This is a genomic window from Bacillus sp. AY3-1 (assembly GCF_008368785.1).
Taxonomy (GTDB): domain Bacteria; phylum Bacillota; class Bacilli; order Bacillales; family Bacillaceae_G; genus Bacillus_A; species Bacillus_A wiedmannii.
In genome coordinates, this window is sequence record NZ_QORZ01000025.1 from 112,895 (window position 1) to 133,554 (window position 20,660).

General features: G+C 35.5%; 20 protein-coding genes, 1 pseudogene, 1 riboswitch and 1 other annotated feature. Of the genes and pseudogenes, 17 read left to right on the plus strand and 4 right to left on the minus strand.

Going from position 1 to position 20,660, the window contains the following annotated elements; genetic code table 11:
- The first annotated feature begins 13 nt into the window (after window positions 1-13).
- From DN389_RS23870 to DN389_RS23895, 6 genes are all read left to right on the plus strand, one after another.
- Window positions 14-1,753 carry a methyl-accepting chemotaxis protein gene (locus DN389_RS23870; protein ID WP_149237684.1) on the plus strand — a complete coding sequence of 580 codons (1,740 nt, stop codon included), beginning with the start codon at window positions 14-16 and terminating at the stop codon, window positions 1,751-1,753.
- Window positions 1,754-1,814: 61 nt separating this feature from the next.
- Window positions 1,815-1,916, plus strand: a riboswitch (TPP riboswitch).
- 100 nt (window positions 1,917-2,016) lie between these two features.
- The gene (locus DN389_RS23875; protein WP_000082897.1) at window positions 2,017-2,337 is read left to right on the plus strand and encodes an MTH1187 family thiamine-binding protein; all 321 of its coding nucleotides are present in this window, start codon (window positions 2,017-2,019) and stop codon (window positions 2,335-2,337) included.
- Window positions 2,309-3,082, plus strand: coding sequence for an ABC transporter permease (locus tag DN389_RS23880; protein ID WP_001057159.1), 774 nt, complete (start codon window positions 2,309-2,311; stop codon window positions 3,080-3,082). Before DN389_RS23875 ends, DN389_RS23880 begins: the two co-directional genes overlap by 29 nt.
- On the plus strand, window positions 3,079-4,077 hold the full coding sequence (locus DN389_RS23885; RefSeq protein WP_046958852.1) for an ABC transporter substrate-binding protein: 999 nt from the start codon (window positions 3,079-3,081) through the stop codon (window positions 4,075-4,077). Before DN389_RS23880 ends, DN389_RS23885 begins: the two co-directional genes overlap by 4 nt.
- Window positions 4,074-4,823 (plus strand): ABC transporter ATP-binding protein, encoded by a 750-nt coding sequence (locus DN389_RS23890; protein ID WP_098191049.1) that lies wholly within the window; start codon window positions 4,074-4,076, stop codon window positions 4,821-4,823. The genes DN389_RS23885 and DN389_RS23890 overlap by 4 nt, the downstream gene beginning before the upstream one ends.
- Window positions 4,824-5,218: 395 nt before the next feature.
- Window positions 5,219-6,763 (plus strand): ABC-F family ATP-binding cassette domain-containing protein, encoded by a 1,545-nt coding sequence (locus tag DN389_RS23895; protein ID WP_000025942.1) that lies wholly within the window; start codon window positions 5,219-5,221, stop codon window positions 6,761-6,763.
- A 446-nt stretch (window positions 6,764-7,209) separates the two neighbouring features.
- Here DN389_RS23895 and DN389_RS23900 read toward each other — a convergent pair whose 3' ends face one another.
- Complete coding sequence (locus tag DN389_RS23900) at window positions 7,210-9,234, minus strand: glycosyl hydrolase family 18 protein (protein ID WP_149237685.1); 2,025 nt, start codon at window positions 9,232-9,234, stop codon at window positions 7,210-7,212.
- 372 nt (window positions 9,235-9,606) lie between these two features.
- Here DN389_RS23900 and DN389_RS23905 point away from each other — a divergent pair, with 372 nt between their 5' ends.
- The 8 genes from DN389_RS23905 to DN389_RS23940 all read left to right on the plus strand — a co-directional run bounded on the left by DN389_RS23905 (window position 9,607) and on the right by DN389_RS23940 (window position 13,511).
- Window positions 9,607-9,978 (plus strand): DnaJ family domain-containing protein, encoded by a 372-nt coding sequence (locus tag DN389_RS23905; protein ID WP_060486911.1) that lies wholly within the window; start codon window positions 9,607-9,609, stop codon window positions 9,976-9,978.
- A 10-nt stretch (window positions 9,979-9,988) separates the two neighbouring features.
- On the plus strand, window positions 9,989-10,303 hold the full coding sequence (locus DN389_RS23910) for a thioredoxin family protein (RefSeq protein WP_088061614.1): 315 nt from the start codon (window positions 9,989-9,991) through the stop codon (window positions 10,301-10,303).
- A 13-nt stretch (window positions 10,304-10,316) separates the two neighbouring features.
- A complete protein-coding gene (locus DN389_RS23915; protein ID WP_060486913.1) occupies window positions 10,317-10,568 on the plus strand; it encodes a hypothetical protein in 252 nt (83 codons plus the stop codon).
- 125 nt (window positions 10,569-10,693) lie between these two features.
- Window positions 10,694-10,837 carry a hypothetical protein gene (locus tag DN389_RS23920; RefSeq protein ID WP_000817984.1) on the plus strand — a complete coding sequence of 48 codons (144 nt, stop codon included), beginning with the start codon at window positions 10,694-10,696 and terminating at the stop codon, window positions 10,835-10,837.
- Between the two features lie 80 nt (window positions 10,838-10,917).
- Window positions 10,918-11,499, plus strand: coding sequence for a TetR/AcrR family transcriptional regulator (locus tag DN389_RS23925; RefSeq protein ID WP_048541915.1), 582 nt, complete (start codon window positions 10,918-10,920; stop codon window positions 11,497-11,499).
- 66 nt (window positions 11,500-11,565) lie between these two features.
- Window positions 11,566-12,798, plus strand: a complete 1,233-nt coding sequence (locus DN389_RS23930; protein WP_060486915.1) for an MFS transporter — start codon at window positions 11,566-11,568, stop codon at window positions 12,796-12,798.
- Window positions 12,799-12,854: 56 nt separating this feature from the next.
- Entirely contained in the window at window positions 12,855-13,106 is a 252-nt protein-coding gene (locus DN389_RS23935; protein ID WP_074651450.1) for a helix-turn-helix transcriptional regulator, read from the plus strand.
- A 12-nt stretch (window positions 13,107-13,118) separates the two neighbouring features.
- Window positions 13,119-13,511 (plus strand): hypothetical protein, encoded by a 393-nt coding sequence (locus tag DN389_RS23940; RefSeq protein WP_000514014.1) that lies wholly within the window; start codon window positions 13,119-13,121, stop codon window positions 13,509-13,511.
- A 44-nt stretch (window positions 13,512-13,555) separates the two neighbouring features.
- On the opposite strand, the gene DN389_RS23945 is transcribed toward DN389_RS23940, so the two are convergent.
- Window positions 13,556-14,839 carry an MFS transporter gene (locus tag DN389_RS23945; RefSeq protein WP_046953707.1) on the minus strand — a complete coding sequence of 428 codons (1,284 nt, stop codon included), beginning with the start codon at window positions 14,837-14,839 and terminating at the stop codon, window positions 13,556-13,558.
- A gap of 107 nt (window positions 14,840-14,946) precedes the next feature.
- The gene (locus tag DN389_RS23950; RefSeq protein WP_149237686.1) at window positions 14,947-16,260 is read right to left on the minus strand and encodes an alkaline phosphatase family protein; all 1,314 of its coding nucleotides are present in this window, start codon (window positions 16,258-16,260) and stop codon (window positions 14,947-14,949) included.
- Between the two features lie 154 nt (window positions 16,261-16,414).
- On the opposite strand from DN389_RS23950, the gene DN389_RS23955 reads away from it, so the two are divergent.
- A complete protein-coding gene (locus DN389_RS23955) occupies window positions 16,415-16,708 on the plus strand; it encodes a YesK-like family protein (RefSeq protein ID WP_060486918.1) in 294 nt (97 codons plus the stop codon).
- A gap of 93 nt (window positions 16,709-16,801) precedes the next feature.
- Window positions 16,802-17,008: a binding site (T-box leader), on the plus strand.
- Between the two features lie 46 nt (window positions 17,009-17,054).
- Window positions 17,055-18,485 (plus strand): proline--tRNA ligase, encoded by a 1,431-nt coding sequence (gene proS, locus DN389_RS23960; protein ID WP_098086246.1) that lies wholly within the window; start codon window positions 17,055-17,057, stop codon window positions 18,483-18,485.
- A 115-nt stretch (window positions 18,486-18,600) separates the two neighbouring features.
- Here the strand turns inward: proS and DN389_RS23965 are convergent.
- Window positions 18,601-19,328, minus strand: a pseudogene (locus tag DN389_RS23965) (LPXTG cell wall anchor domain-containing protein).
- A 233-nt stretch (window positions 19,329-19,561) separates the two neighbouring features.
- Here DN389_RS23965 and DN389_RS23970 point away from each other — a divergent pair.
- On the plus strand, window positions 19,562-20,660 hold a 1,099-nt coding region (locus DN389_RS23970; RefSeq protein WP_255451026.1), incomplete at its 3' end, for an SH3 domain-containing protein.

A 20,660-nucleotide genomic window follows, 5' to 3' on the forward strand; every position in this document is an offset into this window, starting at 1 on the left:
AAAGGTGATGTTAATGAGAAGATATTGGCATAAGATATCATTTCTTCAAAAAAATGTATTGTTAACTGTGTTAGTTATTTTGACGCTTGTCGGTACTATGGGAGCGTTAAGTTTTAACATGTTTCAAAATAGCATGATGTCTATATTTGAAAGGCATTCTTTTGAAACAGGAGACACGGTATTACATAAATTAGACGCAGAAATATTGAGAGATGTTGCAAAAGACCCAACGGCAGAAAGAGAAAAGAGAGAGAAGTTAACAGAGAAATTAGATGAATCAACGGAAGAATTGAACAGTGTTGGACAAACCTATATTGTTGGAGCGAAAAAAAATGAAAAAGGTGAGCTACAAATCATTGATTTATCTACAGGTTTAGCAAATGTTGTTGAAGTAAGGCCGGGAGAATATTATAAACAACCAGACCTTTGGATGAAAGCATATGATAAAGTAATGAGCACAAAAAAAGCAAACATGACAGAAGTATATGAAGATGCATTAGGAACATGGGTAACGATATTAGAGCCAATTAAAGATGGAGAAGGTAACATTGTGGCACTTGTTGCAGCTGATGTAGATGCTTCTATTGTTCCTAGTACAAAAGAAAAGTTCATTATACAAGGGTTAATGTTTATTTGTATTTCTGTTTTAATTGCAACTTTTATTCAATTCTTAATTGTGCGTAACGCACTTGCTCCATTGCGGGATTTACGTGAAGGATTGCGCAGAGTCGGTGAAGGTGATTTAAGTATTAAATTAGAGGAAAGACCAGATGATATTGGTATTATTAATGCGTATTTTAATAATACCATTGAGAAGTTTAAAGGAATTATAGATAAAGTGAAGCAGACAGCAGAACAGGTTTCCTCATCTTCGCAAGAATTGTCAGTGAGTACGAAAGAGAATAGCATGGCAGTCCAAGGAATCGCAAGTTCTATAGTTGAGTTAAGGGCTGGCGTTCAATCACAAGAAACTTCAGTACCAAAGTATTTAGGTATTGTATATGAAATGGAAGATAGGATGGAAGAGATAACTAATATTGCACAACAAATGGCGAAAGAGTCTGAAGGTACGAAGCATCATTCAGTAAAAGGAAATGGTGTTATTGAACAGACGATTAATCAAATGAACATAATACAAAATGCAGTACAAGATTTATCTTCTATCATTCATTCTTTGGAAACAAGATCAAAAGAAATTAGTGATATTGTAAATGTAATTACAGGTATTTCAAATCAAACGAATTCGCTAGCTTTAAATGCTTCTATTGAAGCTTCACGTGCTGAGGCAACTGGAAAGGGATTTGCCGTTGTTGCTGATGAAGTGCGTAAATTAGCAGAGCAGACGGAAGCATCAGCAAAAGATATAGCGAAATTAATAGGGGAAACACAAGTTGAAACGGAAGAAGCTGTTGTTTCAATACAAAAAGCTTCAAAAGAAGTAGAATCCGGAATTAAACTTTTTCAAAGTAGTGGTGCTTTCTTTGAAAAAATTTCAAAATCAGCACAATCTGTTACAAATCAAGTTAGAGTTGTTTCTAGAAATTCAAGTGATATATTGCAAAATAGCCAAAATATTGTTCGTGTTGTAAATGAACTATCACTTATTGCAAATAAGTATGCAAATAGTAGTAATAATATTGAAGAAAGTATGAAAGAACAGGAAATGTCTGTACAAGATATTGCTGAATTAGCTAGTTCTTTAAGCTGGCTTTCACAGGAGTTACAAGAGTTAATAGGGGAATTCAAAAGTTAAATGAAATGATTATACGTGCTTTTGTTTGTTCAATAAAATAAATCATGCTACAATGAAAACGAATTAAGGACCGGGGAGCCAATTGGCTGAGAGGATGTAAACAAACATCGACCCTCAACCTGATCTGGATAATGCCAGCGTAGGGAGTTACTTAAAGTGATGTAGCATATGTTATTCTATAATAACTTGCATACAAGGCTTTCCTACGCAGTAGGAAAGCCTTTTCTTGTTTTAATATTTCATTTTATAAGGGGGATTTTACTATGTCACAACAAGTTACAATTTCATTTTCAGTAGTACCACAAGCGAAGAACAAAGATGTGTATTCTGTTGTTGATAAAGCAATTGAGGTTGTACAACAATCGGGAGTTCGTTATGAAGTAGGGGCAATGGAAACAACGCTGGAAGGAGAATTAGATGTACTTCTTGATATCATTAAACGTGCGCAACAAGCTTGTGTGGATGCTGGAGCAGAAGAAGTGATTACTTCTATTAAAATCCATTATCGTCCAAGCACTGGTGTAACGATAGATGAAAAGGTTTGGAAGTACCGTGATGAATATGCAAAACCAGAAGCAATCTAAAATAATTACAACAATTTGGCTTATCCTTCTCATAGCGATATGGGAAGGATCTGTTTCATTATTTAAAATTGAACCGTGGATTTTACCGAAGCCTTCTGCCATTGTTCAAGAATTAATTGGAATGAAAGATTTACTATTACCGAATACGATGCAAACGTTACAAGAGGTTCTAATCGGACTGTTTTTTGCGATTTTAATTGGGACAAGTATTGCAATTATTATGGATGTTATCCCTTTATTTCGTATTTTAATAAATCCGTTGCTTGTTATTTCGCAAACGATTCCAATCGTTGTACTTGCACCGTTATTTATTATTTGGTTTGGATATGGAATGCTACCGAAAGTAATGGTAGTAATACTCGTTTGTTTCTTTCCGATTGCGCTTAGCATTTTAGAAGGTTTTCAAACGGTAGATAAAAATATGTTGAAGTTGTTGCAAACGATGAAGGCAACGAAATGGCAAGTTTACCAGAAAGTAAAGTTTCCAGCAGTGCTGCCATACTTTTTCTCAGGTTTAAAAATTGCAGTTACATATAGCGTAATGGGAGCAATTATTGGGGAATGGCTCGGTGCAAGCGAAGGATTAGGGGTTATGCTTACAAGGGCTACAAAATCCTTTTTAACAGCCCGAGTATTTGGTGTGGCAGCAATTATTGTTATGGTGACATTATGTCTGTATTTTATCGTGGAGTTTATGGCAAGAATAACAGCACCATGGATATATAGAAAGGACGGCAGAAAATGAAAAAAGGTTTAAAAGTTATGTTGGCTGCCTTATTAGCAGTAGGTGTGGCTGGATGTAATCCGGCGAAGAAAGAAGAAAGTGCAAGTAAAGATCAAAAAGTAAAAGTAGTATTAGATTGGTTTCCGAATACGAATCATACTGGCCTATATGTAGCGCAAGCGAAAGATTATTATAAAAAGCAAGGATTAGATGTAGAAATTATTCAGCCAGGTGATAATGTGACAGCGGAGCAAATGATAGCTTCCGGAAAAGCTGACTTCGCAATAAGCGCACAAGAAAATGTAACGTTGGCTCGTGTGGAAGGTATTCCTGTTGTATCTGTAGGGGCAATCATTCAACATAACACTTCAGCTTTTGCATCACTTAAAAAAGATAATATGACGTCACCAAAAGATTTTGAAGGTAAACGTTACGGCGGCTGGGGAGGACCAGCAGAAGAAGCAACGTTGAAGACAATCATGGAGAAGCATCAAGCTGATTTTAATAAAGTTGAAAAAATCATCTTAGGACAAACAGATTTCTTTAAATCAATCGGTCGTGATGCAGACTTTGAATGGATATATTACGGATGGGATGGAATTGAAGCGAAGCGCCAAGGAAAAGAGTTAAATACGATTATGGTGAAAGACTTAGACCCAGCGCTTGATTTCTATAGTCCTGTTATTATTACGAGTGAAAAACATACGAAGCAAGATAAAGACTTTGTGAAAAAGTTTATGAGTGCAACGACAGAAGGTTATAATTTTGCAATTAAAGAACCGAAAGAAGCTGCTGATATTTTAATTAAAGCAGTTCCAGATGTGAATAAAGAATTAGTACAAGAAAGTCAAAAATGGTTAAGTACGAAGTATCAAGATGATGCAAAAGCGTGGGGAGTACAGAAGGAAGAAGTTTGGACGAATTACATGAATTTCTTATATGATAACAAAGTTATTAAGAAGAAAATTGATGTGAAAGATGCCTTTACAAATGAGTTCCTTCCAAGTGAAAAATGAGTGGATTACAAATAAAAGAGATTGTAAAAGCTTTTGATGGAAAGAATGTATTAGCAAATATTAGTGCTTCTATACGAGAGGGAGAGTTCGTTTCCTTTGTAGGACCGAGTGGTTGCGGGAAAAGCACATTATTAAATATGATTGCAAATGTTGAAAAACCAACAAGTGGGGATGTAACGTATAAGGATACGCACGTACAAGAGCAAGATGTTGTAAGTTATATGCCGCAACAAGATTTATTACTACCGTGGCGATCAGCTTTGCAAAATATAGTGTTGCCATTGGAAATTGAAGGTAAACCGAAAAAACAAAGGCTAACAGAAGGAATGGAAGCATTAAAGCAGTTTCAGCTAGATGAATATGCAGACCATTATCCAGATGAATTGTCTGGTGGTATGCGTCAAAGGATTAGTTTTCTGCGCACATATTTATGTGAAAAGCCAATTATGCTACTTGATGAGCCTTTTGGAAAATTAGATGCCTTTACAAAAATGGAAGTACATAGTTGGCTTTTAAACTCTTGGCACCAAGAGAAGCAAACAATCGTTATGGTTACACATGACTTAGATGAGGCAATCTTACTTTCGGATCGCGTATTTATTTTATCTCAAAGACCAGCATCAATAGTTGGAGAGGTACAAGTGAAATTACCTAGACCAAGAACGATGGATATGTTAACATCACTTGAGTTAAAGAAGGATAAGGAAGAAATTCTGAGAGTATTAGCTCCTTATATGAAAAAATAGAAAAAGCTCTTACCAGATTTAAATATAATCGCTGGTAAGAGCTTTTTTTTATAGAACATGAAAAGAATGAGAAGGAACAAAAGAAAAAATAGAGAATAGAATATAACAGAGTAGTTTATACTCTTAATATAACAAATGTTAAAGGAGTGAAAGGATAAAATGACTTTATCAACTGTTCTTCAAATGGTTTTAGCTTGATACGGGAGAAGTCTACCCATTTTTAACAATTAAGCTAAATTGAAGACAGCAGGTAAAGAACCTTAATCCTTTTTTACGATAATATGTAATGGGTAAGGTGTATTCACCTTACCCATTTTTTATATGCACAATTAAATAAGGCTTTTTACTGTAGCTCTCTATTTAGCTTATGAACCATAAGTAGAGGAGAGAAAAAAATGAGTATATTAACAGTAGAAAATTTAAGTCATTCGTATGGTGAGAAAACCATTTTATATAATGCGTGTTTTCGACTATTAAAGGGCGAGCATGTTGGGTTAGTTGGGAAAAATGGAATTGGAAAATCAACATTGTTAAGGATTTTAACAGGAGAACTTATACATGATGACGGAAACATTGAATGGTTTCCACATGTGAAGATAGGTTTTTTACAGCAGCATATGGATTTACAAGAGGGGATAACAATTGAAGGGTACTTACAAAGTGCATTTTCTAATTTGTATACGATTGAATGTGAAATGTTAAAAATTACAGAAGAGATGGCTGGAGCGGGAGAAGTAGAAAAACTGTTAGTAAAGTATGGAGAATTACAAACTATATTGGAAAGCTCTAATTTCTATCAAATTCATACAGAAATTGAAGAAGTAGCAATCGGTTTAGGTTTATTTGAAATAGGGTTGAAAAAGGATGTTTCAAAGTTAAGTGGAGGACAGCGAACAAAGTTATTACTTGGGAAGCTCCTTTTAGAAAAAGCTGATGTTTTATTGCTAGATGAGCCAACAAACTATTTAGATACAGCCCATATAGAATGGTTGCAATCGTATTTGAGACTGTATGAAAAAGCTTATGTGATCATTTCGCATGACGAAGTATTTTTGAACAGTATTACGAATGTTATTTATCATCTAGAAGAAAGGAAAGTGAAGCGATACGTAGGAAATTATGAAAAATTTGTGCAAAGTTATCAATTGCAAAGGAAACAATTACAATCGGCGCGTGCGAAACAGCAAAAAGAAATTGCTCAGTTAGAAACATTTATTCAAAAAAATAAAATTCGAAAAGCGAAACAGGCCAAAAGTCGAGAGAAAGTATTGGAGAAAATGCAAAGGGTTGAAAAGGTTAATCATGTACCTCGATCCCGTTTTGATTTCAATGTTTATGAGGAGCCAGTTAGTCGCATATTACAGGCTGAAAAACTAAGGATAGGATATAGTTCTCCGTTATGTCCAGAATTGAATTTGCAAGTGAAAAAAGGAGAAAAGATAGCGATTGTTGGTCATAATGGAATTGGAAAAACGACAATGTTAAAAACGTTATTAGGTCAAATAAAGCCGTTAAGCGGTTCAATTTCTGTTGGAGAACGAGTAAATCCTGCTTATTTTGCGCAGGAAGAGTTTGCTTCAGAAACAACACCATTAGAAAAAGTTTGGGCAGAACGACCAGATATGACAAAGAAAGAAGTACGCCAAGCATTAGCAAAGTGTGGATTGAAAGAAGAACATGTATTAAAACCTATTCGTTTATTAAGCGGCGGGGAACAAACGAAAGTACGTTTATGTGAACTTATCGTAACGAAAAGCAATGTTTTAATTTTAGATGAACCGACTAATCATTTGGATATAGAAACAAAGAAGTCTTTGCAGGAAGCGTTACAACAATATAAAGGAACAGTTTTACTTGTCTCACATGAGCCTTCTTTCTATGAAGCATGGATAACAAAAGTATGGAATATAGAAGAATGGGATGCTGAACGATATGAATAAAGAAAAGGCATTAGCTTGTATAAGCTAATGCCTTTTCTTTGTGATTAACATGATTTTCGAGAACTCTTACATGAGAATTGTATGAAGAAGCACTCTTATGGTGCGCTTATAAGCGTGCTTTTTCTTATGTTATGTTTATATTTAGATGCCTTTCCCTAATAGGCGACTATCTTTCTTTGTATATATAGATAGTTTGAAATGGAATGAAAATAATTCCTATATGTAAAGGATAATGTGATTAGTATGGGAAGACAATAGAACTTAAAGGGAATTCATGTAAAATTCAGATGAACTTCACATGAACTTCATACTAGAAACTAAATATAATTATAATAGGTTATCGTAATATTAATTGGTGATTTTTCATAACATTAAAAGTTTGAATTTAGGATAGAGCACTCAAACCTAAATTCAAACTTTAGTGAAATAATTAATGGAGGTTACGCTTAGTTTTCGCTAATGGATGCATTTACAAGTTCGGCGGGAGTGCCTGTTCCTGCCCCTCCGATTGTAACGGATCCACCAGGAGGAATTTCACCATTCCATCCTGCATTCGTAATTACGTAATGATTATTTATTTTACTACTAATTTTAGAATCCCAAACTTGTGTTAAATTGCCGTTATAATCAAATTCTAATTTCCAGTTTTTAATAGGGGTCGTTCCACTATTTTTAATTACAATCGAGAAGTTGTAACCACTTCCCCAATTTGAAGTGACTGAAAAGGTAGCATTACCATTTCCACCAGGAGATGTTGTATCAGTATCATCTGTTTTTACAATGATAGAAGTAGGCTGTGATTTATTCCCGGCAGCATCTTTTGCTATTATTGAAAATGTGTATTCGGTATTAGATTTTAAGTTTTTGATTGTAATGCTATTTGTTGTTGTACTCCATTTCTCTTCTCCGGCAGTAATTTCATATTCCGTAACTCCTACGTTATCAGTAGATGCAGTCCAGTTTAATTGAACGGAGTTTGAATTTTTATTTGTAACAGCAATATTTTTTACGTTTGTTGGGGGCTCAGTATCTTTTTGAGTAATAGGTCCACCAAGTAATTCTTTTACTAACGTATCAAGCAATTTTGGTCCACTGCAACTATATTTTGGACTTGTACGGCAATCCCCGCTTAGTTCCCAAAACATTGCGCCACTTAGACCCTTTGTCTTTATATAGTCTGTTTTATATTTCATAGATTCGTTGTCATCATAGCTAATAAACGTGCCTGTAGTCGCATTATATAAATAAGGTACTTTCGCTACATCGTTCCAGTGGCGAACAAAACCATTTTTATTAACATAATTAGCTGCTAAATCACCATAATCGTACACACCTGTGTCACCGGTAGAATAATCATCCCAAGTACCTTTAGAAGCGAGCTTTCCGTCACTACCTGGTTTACAAGGTTGGTATTGCCCATTATTTTCTTTTCCGCAACTTTTCCATCCACGTCCGTAAAAAGGTACACCTAATACGAGTTTATCCGCTGGAACCCCTTCATTTGTATAAATGTCTATCGCACCATCTACATAAAATTTTGTATCCGCTGCTGGGTCATTTGGATCTTTGTATAGTGCTGCATTATGGTTAGAAGTAGCTTCCCATCCACCGTGGAAATCATATGTCATAATATTAATCCAATCAAGTATTTGAGAGATCTGCTTTAGCTCTGTATGATCCGCATAACGTTGGCTTGCACCTGATGCGATTGTTAGTAAATATTGTTTCCCATCTTCTGCAGTAGCTTTCGTTAATGCATTTCGAACATCTTGAAGGAGTAGGGTGAAGTTTTGCTTATCTTCAGGACGATAACTACCACCAGGAATCGTTTCAACGCCCGGATATTCCCAATCTAAATCAACGCCGTCAAATCCATATTCACGAAGAAAAGCTACTGTAGATTCAGCGAATACTTTTCTTGTTTTTTCATCAGCTGCCATATCAGAAAAGCGGTTAGACCAAGTCCAGCCACCAACTGAAATAATTGTTTTTAAGTGAGGATACTTAGCTTTTAATCGTTTCAGTTCTCCGAAATTTCCACAACGGGCGTATTTATCACAATCTTCCCAAGTTGTACCTAATCCCGGATAAGATTTTGTGACATCAGCCCATGGTTCACCGAGTACGAGAGTGCCATTAGGAACCTCTTTATTTTGCAGTGGTACACCAGACTCTTTACAGTTCCACGTTTGTTTATTTGGATTATCGGGGTGAGTAGAAGGGTTTCCATGTTTTCCATTCCAGCAAATATCAGCGAAAGCATAGTTTAAATGAGTTAGCTTTGATGCATCAATGTCTGCAACTTGATAATTACGTCCGTAAATGCCCCATGAAGGAAAATACCCAACAATTTTTTGACCTTGCTTTGGTGAATCTGCTAATGCAACATTTGGAGTAATAAAGTTTGTAAGAAAAAGAGGTAAGAAGAGTAGTAGGGATAGTAATAGCAGTGTGAATTTTTTGGAGCTCATAGTCATTTCTCCTTTCAAAATAAAAGATATATTTAAAGGCATGCGCCAATAAACCAAAGTGAATCTAGACGTATGAAACGTCTAGATAAAAATGATAAGACATCACGAAGTCTATACAAGGGAGCTGGGGGTGATTAAATCGTAGCAAATGTAAGATTTTGTGTAAACGCTTTATTTGATTCGCAAAGATTTTCTCAATATGAAATGGCTCTAATACAGACTACACATGAAAATAAAATATTGATTAGGGAGGAAAAGGCTCCTTGTAATTAAATTTGAGAAAAAATTGTATGAATTCAATTTGTAATAGCGTAGCAAGATGAGAAAATATCATGTAAAATAATAGTAAAAATATGTAAAGGAGCGAATGGTGTGGATGTCTTTTTGAACATTGCTGAAGAAAAAATTCGACAAGCAATACGGAATGGAGACCTTGATCATATTCCGGGAAAAGGAAAACCACTACAATTAGAAGACCTTTCAATGGTACCTCCAGAACTTAGAATGAGTTATAAAATTTTAAAAAATGCGGGTATGATTCCACCAGAAATGGAACTACAAAAAGATATATTAAAAATAGAAGACTTAATTGCGTGCTGTTATGATGAAGCAGAGAGAAAAAAATTACAAGAAGAGTTAACGGCAAAAATGCTGCGTTTTCAGCAGGTAATGGAAAAGAGAAAGATTAAAGAGAGTTCAGCTTTTCGTATGTATCAGGATAAAGTATTTCGTAAATTACGCTAAGAGGGATAAGATGAATAAATTTGAAACGATAGAAGAATTAGCGACACATATTGAAGAACAACAATTAGTACTGCTCTTTATTAAAACGGAAAATTGTGGTGTTTGTGATGTTATGCTAAGAAAAGTAAATGGTCTATTAGAGAATTATGATTACGTAGAGAAAGTGGAAATATTACTACAAGACATGCAAGAGATTGCGGGGCGTTATGCAGTGTTTACAGGGCCAACAGTTTTATTATTTTATAATGGAAAAGAGATCCTTCGTGAATCGCGCTTCATTTCACTTGAAAATTTAGAGAGAACCATTCAATTATTCGAAGATTAAGGGAGGCTTTTATATGGAATTTATTATTGTCATACTATTATTTGTTGTAGTTGGAACGATCGTAACGGCAGTTCGATCAAACAAAAAGAAGGTAAATCTTACGAAACAAAATAACATTCATAATTCATCTAACAGTTCGTCACCATTATTTTTCTTTGCTGGATCTGATAATGATAGCTCGCATGGAGGTTCACATGATTGTGGAGGATCTTTCGGTGGAGATAGCGGAGGCAGCTGCGATGGTGGCGGAGGTGGCGGTGATTGATGAAAATGCGCCTTATATAGGCGTATTTCTTTTTAAACAAACGTTTGATTATTTGGCTTACATATGCATAAAAACAGTTAAACAAACGTTTGATTAATATTTTTAACGTACTAAGGGGAATAGAAATGAAAAGGGAACCGAAAGTGAAAAATAAGGGGAAAGTAGTGTTATTTTTATTAGCTGCGGGAGGCGTATTTCTTGTTAAATTAGGATTTAAAATTGGAATAATACATATGATTCGAACGTGGTTTGAAAGTACGTTTTCTTAAATAAGGAATATAGCCTCTTGTAATAGAGGTTTTTAATTTGTTATTATTAGACTGAACGGTCGGTTTAAAGAGGTGTAAATATGAGAAGAAGTGCAGAAGAGATAAAGAAAGAAATTGCATATAAAGCAGAAAGTCTGTTTTCACAGAAGGGTTATGCAGCTACATCTATGGAAGAGATTTGTGAAATTACAAAGCGAAGTAAAGGAAGCATTTATTATCACTTTAAAAGTAAAGAAGAATTATTTTTATTTGTAGTAAAACAGCATACGTATGATTGGCTTGAAAAATGGAATGAAAAAGAGAAGTTGTATAGTACAAATACTGAAAAACTATATGGTCTCGCGGAATATCATGTCGAGGACATACAGCAACCCATTTCAAATGCAATAGAGGAATTCTCTATGAGCCAAGTTGTAAGTAAAGAGATTTTGGATGAACTATTGGCTTTAACTAGAGAATCATATGTTATGTTTGAGAAACTAATTGAAGCAGGTATACAGTCTGGAGAGTTTCGTGAAGATAGTACGCGCGACCTTATGTATATTGTGAATGGATTATTATCAGGGCTTGGAGTACTTTACTACGAGTTAGATTATAAAGAGCTGCAACGTATTTATAAAAAGGCAATAGATGTATTGTTAAAAGGAATGGCAGCTGAATAATAAGTCAGTTGCTTTTCTTACAAAACAAATTAGACCGAACGGTCGGTTTATGAAAGGGGAATGAAAATGAACGCTTTATTTAAAAACCGAGCATTTATGCTCGTTATGGCATCTGATATTTTACAACAATTTGCAATTTGGATCAGAAATATGGCTCTTTTGTATTTCATAATGGAGCGAACGAATAATGATCCAGTTTCAGTTTCGTTGTTATCGGTTATGGAATATGCACCTATTTTTATTTTCTCGTTTATCGGTGGGGCGCTAGCTGATCGCTGGAATCCGAAAAGAACGATGGTTGCTGGAGATGTATTAAGTGTACTGTCTATTGTAGGAATTGTCTTGTTGTTAAAGCTGGATTATTGGCAGGCTATATTTTTGGCAACACTCATTTCCGCGATTGTAGGCCAATTTTCTCAGCCATCATCTTCGCGTATATTTAAGCGTTACGTAAAAGAAGAGCAGGTAGCAAATGCGATTGCATTTAACCAAACATTACAGTCATTATTTATGATTTTTGGACCAGTGGTAGGATCACTTGTGTATACACAACTTGGTTTATTTACGTCACTATATAGCTTAATCATTTTATTTTTGTTATCTGCTATTGCTCTTTCGTTTTTACCAAAATGGGTGGAACAAGAGCAAGTGGCGAGAGATTCATTAAAAAATGATATAAAAGAAGGATGGAAATACGTTCTTCATACGAAAAATTTACGTATGATTACGATCACTTTCACCGTTATGGGCTTAGCTGTTGGATTAACGAATCCATTAGAAGTGTTTCTTGTAATAGAGCGTCTTGGAATGGAAAAGGAAGCAGTTCAATATTTAGCCGCAGCTGATGGGATAGGTATGTTAATCGGTGGTATTGTTGCTGCAGTTTTCGCTTCAAAAGTGAACCCGAAAAAGATGTTTGTATTCGGTATGAGCATATTAGCAATGTCATTTTTAGTAGAAGGGCTATCTACATCATTTTGGATTACTAGTTTCATGAGGTTTGGAACAGGTATTTGTTTAGCTTGTGTTAATATCGTTGTCGGTACGCTTATGATTCAACTTGTACCAGAAAATATGATTGGAAGAGTAAATGGAACAATTTTACCACTGTTTATGGGGGCAATGTTAATCGGAACTTCACTAGCTGGAGGATTGAAGGAGATGACCTCACTAGTTACTGTATTTTGTATAGCAATGGCACTTATTTTATTTGCGATAGGGCCAGTTCTACGCATGCAAATAAATAAAGAAGATGTCGCTAATAAAGAGGAACTAACAAATTCGTTAGCTTCGAAATAATCATTGTAAGGGAGCAGGATTGCTCCCTTTTCTTGTGGCAATCTTTTGACAATGACATGCCCCAACTATATACTGATGATGTAAAAACGAGTTTACAGGTTAGGAGAAATGGTGTGAAAAATCAAATCTATGAATTACGCACTGAAAACAATATTTCACAAGGTGCATTGGCTGATAAGTGTAAAGTTTCTAGACAGACGATAAATGCAATTGAGAATAATAAATATGATCCAAGCTTAGCGTTAGCATTCCGTTTAGCTGAAGTATTAGGAACAACTGTTGATAAACTATTTTTGTACAAGTTGTAGGGGGAGTAGTTGTTGGGGAAAGAGAAAATAAGCCTTGTAGTTACGGCATTAGTAGCTATAAGTACGTTAGTGTTTGCACTTTATTATTGGTTAACTGAACTTCAAGTAAACTGGTATGCACTATTTATTTGTAGCATCGCATTACATTATATGTTTAAAAGTTTGGCATCGCATAATGTGGAAGGGACAACGGAGGAGAAAGAAGATGTAGAAAAACATGTATTAAAAATAAGTGCAAATGTTACGTATTATGTACTTGTTGTATTAATTTTTGGTTTGTTTTTCGCATCGGTAGGTTTTAATAAATGGATTGATTTTCATAACATACCGCTTTTGTTTGCGTTATGTGCTGCGATAGTTGTAAAGCCGGCTGTAGAATTTTTAATTGTAAGACGTTATCGCTAAAAATAAAGAAAAGATCCTCTTCTCATGAGAAGAGGATCTTTTTCTTATAGCGTTTTAGTTTTTGAACTAGGTGGTGTAACGGATGTATCATTTTCGGGAACTCTAGTTAGTAAGAATCCACCGATAACGAACAGTACAATAATACTAAGGACACCAGCGTTGGTTTTTCCCGTTAATTGCGTTGTAACACCGACTAATACTGGACCCATAATTGCCGCGAATTTACCAAAGATATTATAAAATCCGAAGAATTCATTTGCAGATTCTTTTGGTACTAGTTTTGCAAAATAGGACCGACTAAGTGCTTGAATACCACCTTGAGAAGTGGCAACTAACATTGCTAAAATCCAGAAATCGAGTGTCGTTTTTAAGAAATAAGCATATATACAGATAATGATATAAATAATAATACCGACGTATAGCATTTTTTTACCTGTAAATGTTTCTGATAACTTTCCGTATAATAAGGCGAATGGACAAGCTACAATTTGTGTGACAAATAAGATGATTAATAGATTTGTTGCACTAATACCGAGATCTGTTCCGTAAGCGGTAGACATAGTAATAATTGTATCGACCCCGTCAATGTAGAAGAAGTAAGCGATTAGGAACATAAATACAGTTTTATATTCTTTAATATTTTTAAAAGTATCAGCAAGGCGTTTGAAGCTCATTGCAATTGGTCTTGGATGACGTTCAATATAATGTGTTTGCTCTACATTTTTTAGCATTGGAATTGTAAATAATCCCCACCAAAGAGCTGTTATTGCGAACGAAATTTGACTAGCAATGCCGACTGATAAAGGGATAGTTCCTTTTTGAGCAAGAATAATAAGAGCGATACAACCGATAAAAGGAATTGTGCTTCCAATATAACCTAATGCAAAGCCTCTTGTAGAAATTCGGTCCATTCTATCTTTAGAGGTAACATCTACTAAAAATGCATCATAAAAAATGTTTGCTCCAGCAAAACCGACTAGTGCTAGCATATAGCAACCTAGTAATAAGTACCACTGGGATGTTGGGACGACTGCTAGCATACTTGTAAATACGATGCCGAGTCCGAAGAAGAATGTGAAAAATCGTTTTTTAAACCCTTTATAATCAGCAACTGTGCCGAGAATAGGAGCAAGTATAGAAATTAAAAGTGTAGCGAATGAGTTTGCATATCCCCAATATGCTGTTGAAGTTGCACCAGATAGTCCAGCTTCTTTTGCAGCTGCTTTAAAGTAAATTGGGAATAATGCAGTTGTAATGACGAGCGAATATACCGAATTCGCCCAATCGTATAATATCCAGCTTTTTTCTTGTCTGGACATTTTTTTCATATAATGTTCCCCCTTAAATTGTTCTACTAACAGTGTACAAAAATAAAAATTATAAAAAGAGAAACAGTGATGATTTTTACATAACTTTTACATATATACACAGTTCTTTACAATTGAAGTAAATCCTCTACAATTGATCCGTCTGTTTCACCTAAGTGTAAACCGAGTAGTCTAGCGATAGTTGGACCTTCATCAATAAGTCTCATGTACGGGATGGTAACGCCGCTTTTTATCCCTTTCCCAGCAGCGATAAAAATTGTTTCATAGTTAGGTTTTGTTGGAGAGTACCCATGCGTACCAAATGTATATTTTTTACTGGGCGTAACATCTTTTTCAGTAATTTCTTTTATAAAATCGCCTGTATAGTTTTCAGTGAAATAATATCCTTCTTGTGCTTCCAACATAAATAAACAATTACCATCTGCACCGCAGTCTTTTGCAGCTTCATCATGAAGCATAAATTCAATACCGTTTTGTTTATTTTGAAGTAACTCTTCAAGTAGTAGTTGTACTTTTCGAATTGTATCCGTATCATTTTTGTCTTTCACATATACATAGGCAGAGCCGTCGCAACTTTGGCAATAGACCTTCCAGTCTACTAATTTTCCTTTTGAATTTATAGATATAAGCCCTTTTTGATGAAATAGTATATTTAATTGAATGGCTTTGTTTTCACTTAAAGCGCTATGATCACCGAGAGCGATAATTGTACTTTCTTCGTATAGGTCACTGTCTTTTAAAGCTTGAATAATTTTTCCTAGCCGTTCATCATGTCTTTGGATAGCAGCTATTGTTTCGTTAGATTCAAAGCCGTGATAGTGTCTTTGAGTGTCTAAATCGGTGAAATGTATAAACATGACATTAGGCCTCTTCGTCTGGATTGTATGCACAGCAGATGCAAGTACGAAATCATCGAGTTCAGGCTGTGATAAGCCATTTCTTATATGACCAAAACGCTGATTCAAATCTAATTGATATAGTGGACTACCGCTAAATAATGAAACTAAAATTTGATTTTGCCACGGTCTATTTGGAAAAATTTCAGGTAAATTGTAATCAATATTTGCTCTGCCGGTAACAGGCCATAGAAGGGCAGCTGTCGTTAAATTTGCTTTATGTGCTTCATCGTATAACGTTGTTCCTTTAATGGATTTTCGGTACCAATGCCAATCTGGTGACTCGCGTCCAGGTTGAAGTAACGTATTGCTAACTACGCCATGTTTATTAGGGTAGTTTCCAGTAACGATTGTTGAGTGACTTGGATATGTTACAGAAGGATAAATAGGTTCCACTTTTCTCGCCATCGCGCCCTTGTTTATTAATGTTTGAAAATTAGGGAGTTTTTGTAATATAGGAAAATCTAAAGCTGATAAGCAATCGAAAGATAAAATAATGACGTGATTTGTTAATGCTTTATCCATAAAGTTCCCTCCTGATTATATAAAACCTATTCTTATATATTACTATTAATACCTAGTAATAATAATATATTTCTAGGTAAAAATTTATTATTTATTTTCAGAAAAATTAAACATATAATTAAGTATAAGGGAATGAATGGAAGGAGGGAATACTATGGATTGGCTAGATGGATTTAGTATCTTTTACATCATTGGCGGAATTACGATTATCCTTGTATTTACTATTTCGTATTTACTAAAGAAACGGTTTCCAAACAAACAGTTCGATATTATATTTGCACTTAGTTTAATACTTCTTTGCTTAGCATCCTTTCCCGTTACAATGATGGTGATTGGTGGATGGGAAGGAATGGGATATGGATTTATTGGTTTCTTCGTTCTACTTGGTACACTTATCGGTATGATTGCACATCAACTGGTAAAAATCTCGCGAAAAAGCTACGTATAAAACTGCAGAAAATGAAAAGAATATATAAGAATGAGAAAATTAGCTATTGTTTAAAAAAAGAATTTGTATTATGATAATCAACAAATTTATTTCGTTATAACGATGAAAAAGGACTAGTACATGTTCAACCTTTTTAGCAGAGAGAGAATCCGCTAGGCTGAAAGATTCTTAAAAAGGCGATATGGAACCTACCTTTGCGTTCTGCATATGCAGCGGGAATTTCCCGTTATCAAAAAGAGAGCATGCACAATTTTTGTGCATGAATCAGGGTGGTAACGCCGGCAAAGCTCGGTCCCTATTTAGGGACACGGGCTTTTTTGTATTTTCAAAAGGAGGAAGATTGACTATGGCAAAAGAACAAGTACAAGCGATTACGAAGATGGAAGAGGATTTTGCACAGTGGTACACAGATATTGTAAAAAAAGCAGAACTTGTTGATTATTCAAGTGTAAAAGGATGTATGATTCTACGTCCGTACGGTTATGCCTTATGGGAAAATATGCAGAAAGTTATGGATGAAAAGTTAAAAGCAACTGGTCATGAAAATGTATATATGCCAATGTTTATCCCAGAGAGCTTATTGCAAAAAGAGAAGGATCATGTAGAAGGATTTGCTCCTGAAGTAGCATGGGTGACACATGGCGGGGATGAAAAATTAGCGGAGAGACTTTGTGTACGACCTACATCTGAAACTTTATTCTGTGAGCATTTTTCAAAAATTGTGCAATCCTATAATGATTTGCCAAAGCTATATAATCAGTGGTGTTCAGTAGTTCGTTGGGAGAAAACAACGAGACCATTCCTTCGTACGACTGAATTTTTATGGCAAGAAGGCCATACGATTCATGAAACGGCAGAAGAATCGCAAGCTGAAACGTTACATATTTTAAATCTATATGCTTCTTTCTGTGAAGATTACTTAGCGATACCAGTAATTAAAGGGCAAAAAACAGAAAAAGAAAAGTTTGCGGGAGCAAAGGCAACTTATACGATCGAAAGTTTAATGCATGATGGGAAAGCACTTCAAACAGGAACATCCCATAACTTCGGAACGAATTTCTCTGAAGCATTTGATATTAAATTTTTAGACCGAAACGGTAAGTGGCAATATGTACACCAAACATCTTGGGGTGTATCAACGAGAATGATAGGTGGACTTATTATGGTTCATAGCGATAATAATGGTCTTGTAATGCCCCCTAAAGTCGCACCAGTGCAAGTTGTTATTGTACCAATTGCGCAGCATAAAGAAGGAGTTTTAGCGAAAGCAACAGAGTTACAAGAACATATTCAAAAGGTTGCGCGTGTAAAAATAGATGCTAGTAATAAAACACCAGGCTGGAAATTTAACGAGTATGAAATGAAGGGCATTCCAATTCGATTAGAAGTTGGTCCTAAAGATATTGAAAAGAATCAAGTTGTACTTGTTAGAAGAGATACGAAAGAAAAAGAATTTATATCAATGGATCAATTAGAAAAACGTATTCCAGCACTACTTGAGGAAATTCATAATTCTTTATTTAATAAAGCAAAAGTATTTCGCGATGAGAATACGTATAGTGTGACGAATTTCGAAGAGATGAAAAAAGCAGCTGATGAAAAGCAAGGGTTTATTAAGGCGATGTGGTGTGGAGAACTAGCTTGTGAAGAGAAATTAAAAGAAGAAGTTGGAGTATCTTCACGTTGTATGCCTTTTGAGCAAGAGCATTTAGCTGACGAATGTATTTGCTGTAGTAAAGAAGCAAAGCACATGGTCTATTGGGGAAAAGCATATTAATACTCTTTCTTATAGATGCCAAAAGGACTTTGGGTTGCATAATAAACTGCAATCCAAAGCCCGTTTTAGTTTTATATTGGTTTCATGTATTTTTTAGATGGAAGGATGTTGGTCTTTATTTTGCATTTTTACGGCGAATAAACAATAACATACCAATTAGGAATGTTGAAAGTCCTATTAAAATAGATGCAGGATAATGCGCTGCAGTATTAGGTAACTTATCACCTTGTTTTGTCGCATTATCTTTTACGTTACCACCTTGTGAACTGCTATCCCCTTTAACTCGATTGCCATCTTGGGAGCCTTTGCCATCTTGCAAACTGCTATCGCCCTTAACTCGATTGCCACCAGAACCGTTGCGCCGCTGCCACCAGAACCGTTGCCACCAGAGCCATTGCCACCAGAACCGCTGCCACCACCACCGCAGCTGCCACCAGAGCCGCCGCCACCAGAACCGCTGCCGCCAGAACCACTGCCACCAGAACCGTTGCCACCAGAGCCGCTGCCACCAGAACCACTGCCATCAGAGCCGCTGCCACCAGAACCGCTGCCACCAGAACCGTTGCCGCCAGAACCGTTGCCACCAGAACCGTTATCACCAGAGCCACTGCCATCAGAACCGTTGCCGCCAGAGCCATTGCCATGAGAACCACTATCGTCCTGAGAACCATTGTTTCCTGGTGGTTTATTATTATCTTTGGAGTTGCCTTCTGCTAAATGATCGTTATTTTGTACAATTGCGTTTGTTGCTGGAGAGAAGTTTTCTGTTGCTGCATTACCGATATTTAAACCACTAAAAAAAGATAAAGAGAGTGTTGATGCTAAAATGAAGATTTTCGTCATTGTTTTCCTCCTGAAAAATTAATATTCCATCTAAAATACATCCCTTTGTAATATTTCATAGGAGATATAGTTTTATGCAAAAAACTATATAGATAAGATGTTCACAAAATTTTATGGCTATATTTAGATATTCAAAATAAATATTTCGGAATGATATGTTAAGATTAATAGTAAGAAGAATAAAAAAGGGAGGGCTGAAGAATATAGGATTTCTTATATTCTTATAAAAAATTATGAAACAAACAACAAAACAAATAATAACAGGTACATTTCTAGCGACAGCAACATCTTTTATTTCGACGCATGCCTTTGCAGAAAGTGATAATTTAGCGACAGTAAATGCAACAAACTTAAATATACGTGAACAACCTACAACTCAAGGGAAAGTTATAGGAACAGTAAAAAAGGGAACAAATGTACAAGTTTTAAGTAAGGAAAAAGAATGGGCTAAAATTTCTCATGATGGAAAAGAGGGGTACGTCACATTACAATTTTTAGGATTTTCGAATGGAAATCCAAACGTTGAACAAAAACAACAATTAACGATTAATAATGGACAAAAAGAAGAGGGAATTGTTACGGCAACTCGTTTGAATGTACGTAATAGTCCAGCTCTAGGTAGTTCAATGATTGGCTATGTTCAAAAAAATGAAAAAGTAACGGTATTAGGAAAAGCGAACGGCTGGGCAAAGATTGAATATAAAGGAAAAGAGGGATATGTATCTTTAGAGTTTTTAAAATTTGGAGATGCAATTCAAACACCTGACACTTCTGGCCAAAAGCAACTGCAACCAACAATCAAAAATGGAGCACAAGAAGTAGGAACAATCAATGCAACAAGCTTACGAGTAAGAAGCGCAGCGAATACAAGTAGCTCGGTTTTAGGGAACCTAAAAAATGGTGAAAAAGTAACAGTACTAGGAAAAGCGAATGGTTGGGCGAAAATAAGCTATCAAGGAAAAGAAGGTTATGTATCGTTAGAGTTTGTGAAAATTGATGGCAACACAGAAGAGATAAAAAAGCCGGAACAACCGAAAACATCAGATGCAACGATTAGAAATGGAACGCAAGAAGTAGGAACGATCAATGCGACAAGTCTCCGAGTAAGAAGTGCGGCAAATACAAGTAGCTCAGTTCTAGGAAACTTGAAAAATGGTGAAAAAGTAACAGTACTAGGAAAAGCGAATGGTTGGGCAAAAATAAGCTATCAAGGAAAAGAAGGTTATGTATCGTTAGAGTTTGTGAAAATTGATGGCAACACAGAAGAGGTAAAAACGTCGGAACAACCGAAAACATCAGATGCAACGATTAAAAATGGAACGCAAGAAGTAG

Coding starts and splice junctions, on each gene's coding strand:
- DN389_RS23955 (WP_060486918.1), top strand. CDS start 16,415: ATGGATTGGCTAGATGGATTTAGTATCTTTTACATCATTGGCGGAATT.
- DN389_RS23915 (WP_060486913.1), top strand. CDS start 10,317: ATGGAATTTATTATTGTCATACTATTATTTGTTGTAGTTGGAACGATC.
- DN389_RS23950 (WP_149237686.1), bottom strand. CDS start 16,260: ATGGATAAAGCATTAACAAATCACGTCATTATTTTATCTTTCGATTGC.
- DN389_RS23890 (WP_098191049.1), top strand. CDS start 4,074: ATGAGTGGATTACAAATAAAAGAGATTGTAAAAGCTTTTGATGGAAAG.
- DN389_RS23910 (WP_088061614.1), top strand. CDS start 9,989: ATGAATAAATTTGAAACGATAGAAGAATTAGCGACACATATTGAAGAA.
- proS (WP_098086246.1), top strand. CDS start 17,055: ATGGCAAAAGAACAAGTACAAGCGATTACGAAGATGGAAGAGGATTTT.
- DN389_RS23925 (WP_048541915.1), top strand. CDS start 10,918: ATGAGAAGAAGTGCAGAAGAGATAAAGAAAGAAATTGCATATAAAGCA.
- DN389_RS23900 (WP_149237685.1), bottom strand. CDS start 9,234: ATGAGCTCCAAAAAATTCACACTGCTATTACTATCCCTACTACTCTTC.
- DN389_RS23935 (WP_074651450.1), top strand. CDS start 12,855: ATGCCCCAACTATATACTGATGATGTAAAAACGAGTTTACAGGTTAGG.
- DN389_RS23920 (WP_000817984.1), top strand. CDS start 10,694: ATGAAAAGGGAACCGAAAGTGAAAAATAAGGGGAAAGTAGTGTTATTT.
- DN389_RS23875 (WP_000082897.1), top strand. CDS start 2,017: ATGTCACAACAAGTTACAATTTCATTTTCAGTAGTACCACAAGCGAAG.
- DN389_RS23885 (WP_046958852.1), top strand. CDS start 3,079: ATGAAAAAAGGTTTAAAAGTTATGTTGGCTGCCTTATTAGCAGTAGGT.
- DN389_RS23870 (WP_149237684.1), top strand. CDS start 14: ATGAGAAGATATTGGCATAAGATATCATTTCTTCAAAAAAATGTATTG.
- DN389_RS23880 (WP_001057159.1), top strand. CDS start 2,309: ATGAATATGCAAAACCAGAAGCAATCTAAAATAATTACAACAATTTGG.
- DN389_RS23930 (WP_060486915.1), top strand. CDS start 11,566: ATGAACGCTTTATTTAAAAACCGAGCATTTATGCTCGTTATGGCATCT.
- DN389_RS23895 (WP_000025942.1), top strand. CDS start 5,219: ATGAGTATATTAACAGTAGAAAATTTAAGTCATTCGTATGGTGAGAAA.
- DN389_RS23945 (WP_046953707.1), bottom strand. CDS start 14,839: ATGAAAAAAATGTCCAGACAAGAAAAAAGCTGGATATTATACGATTGG.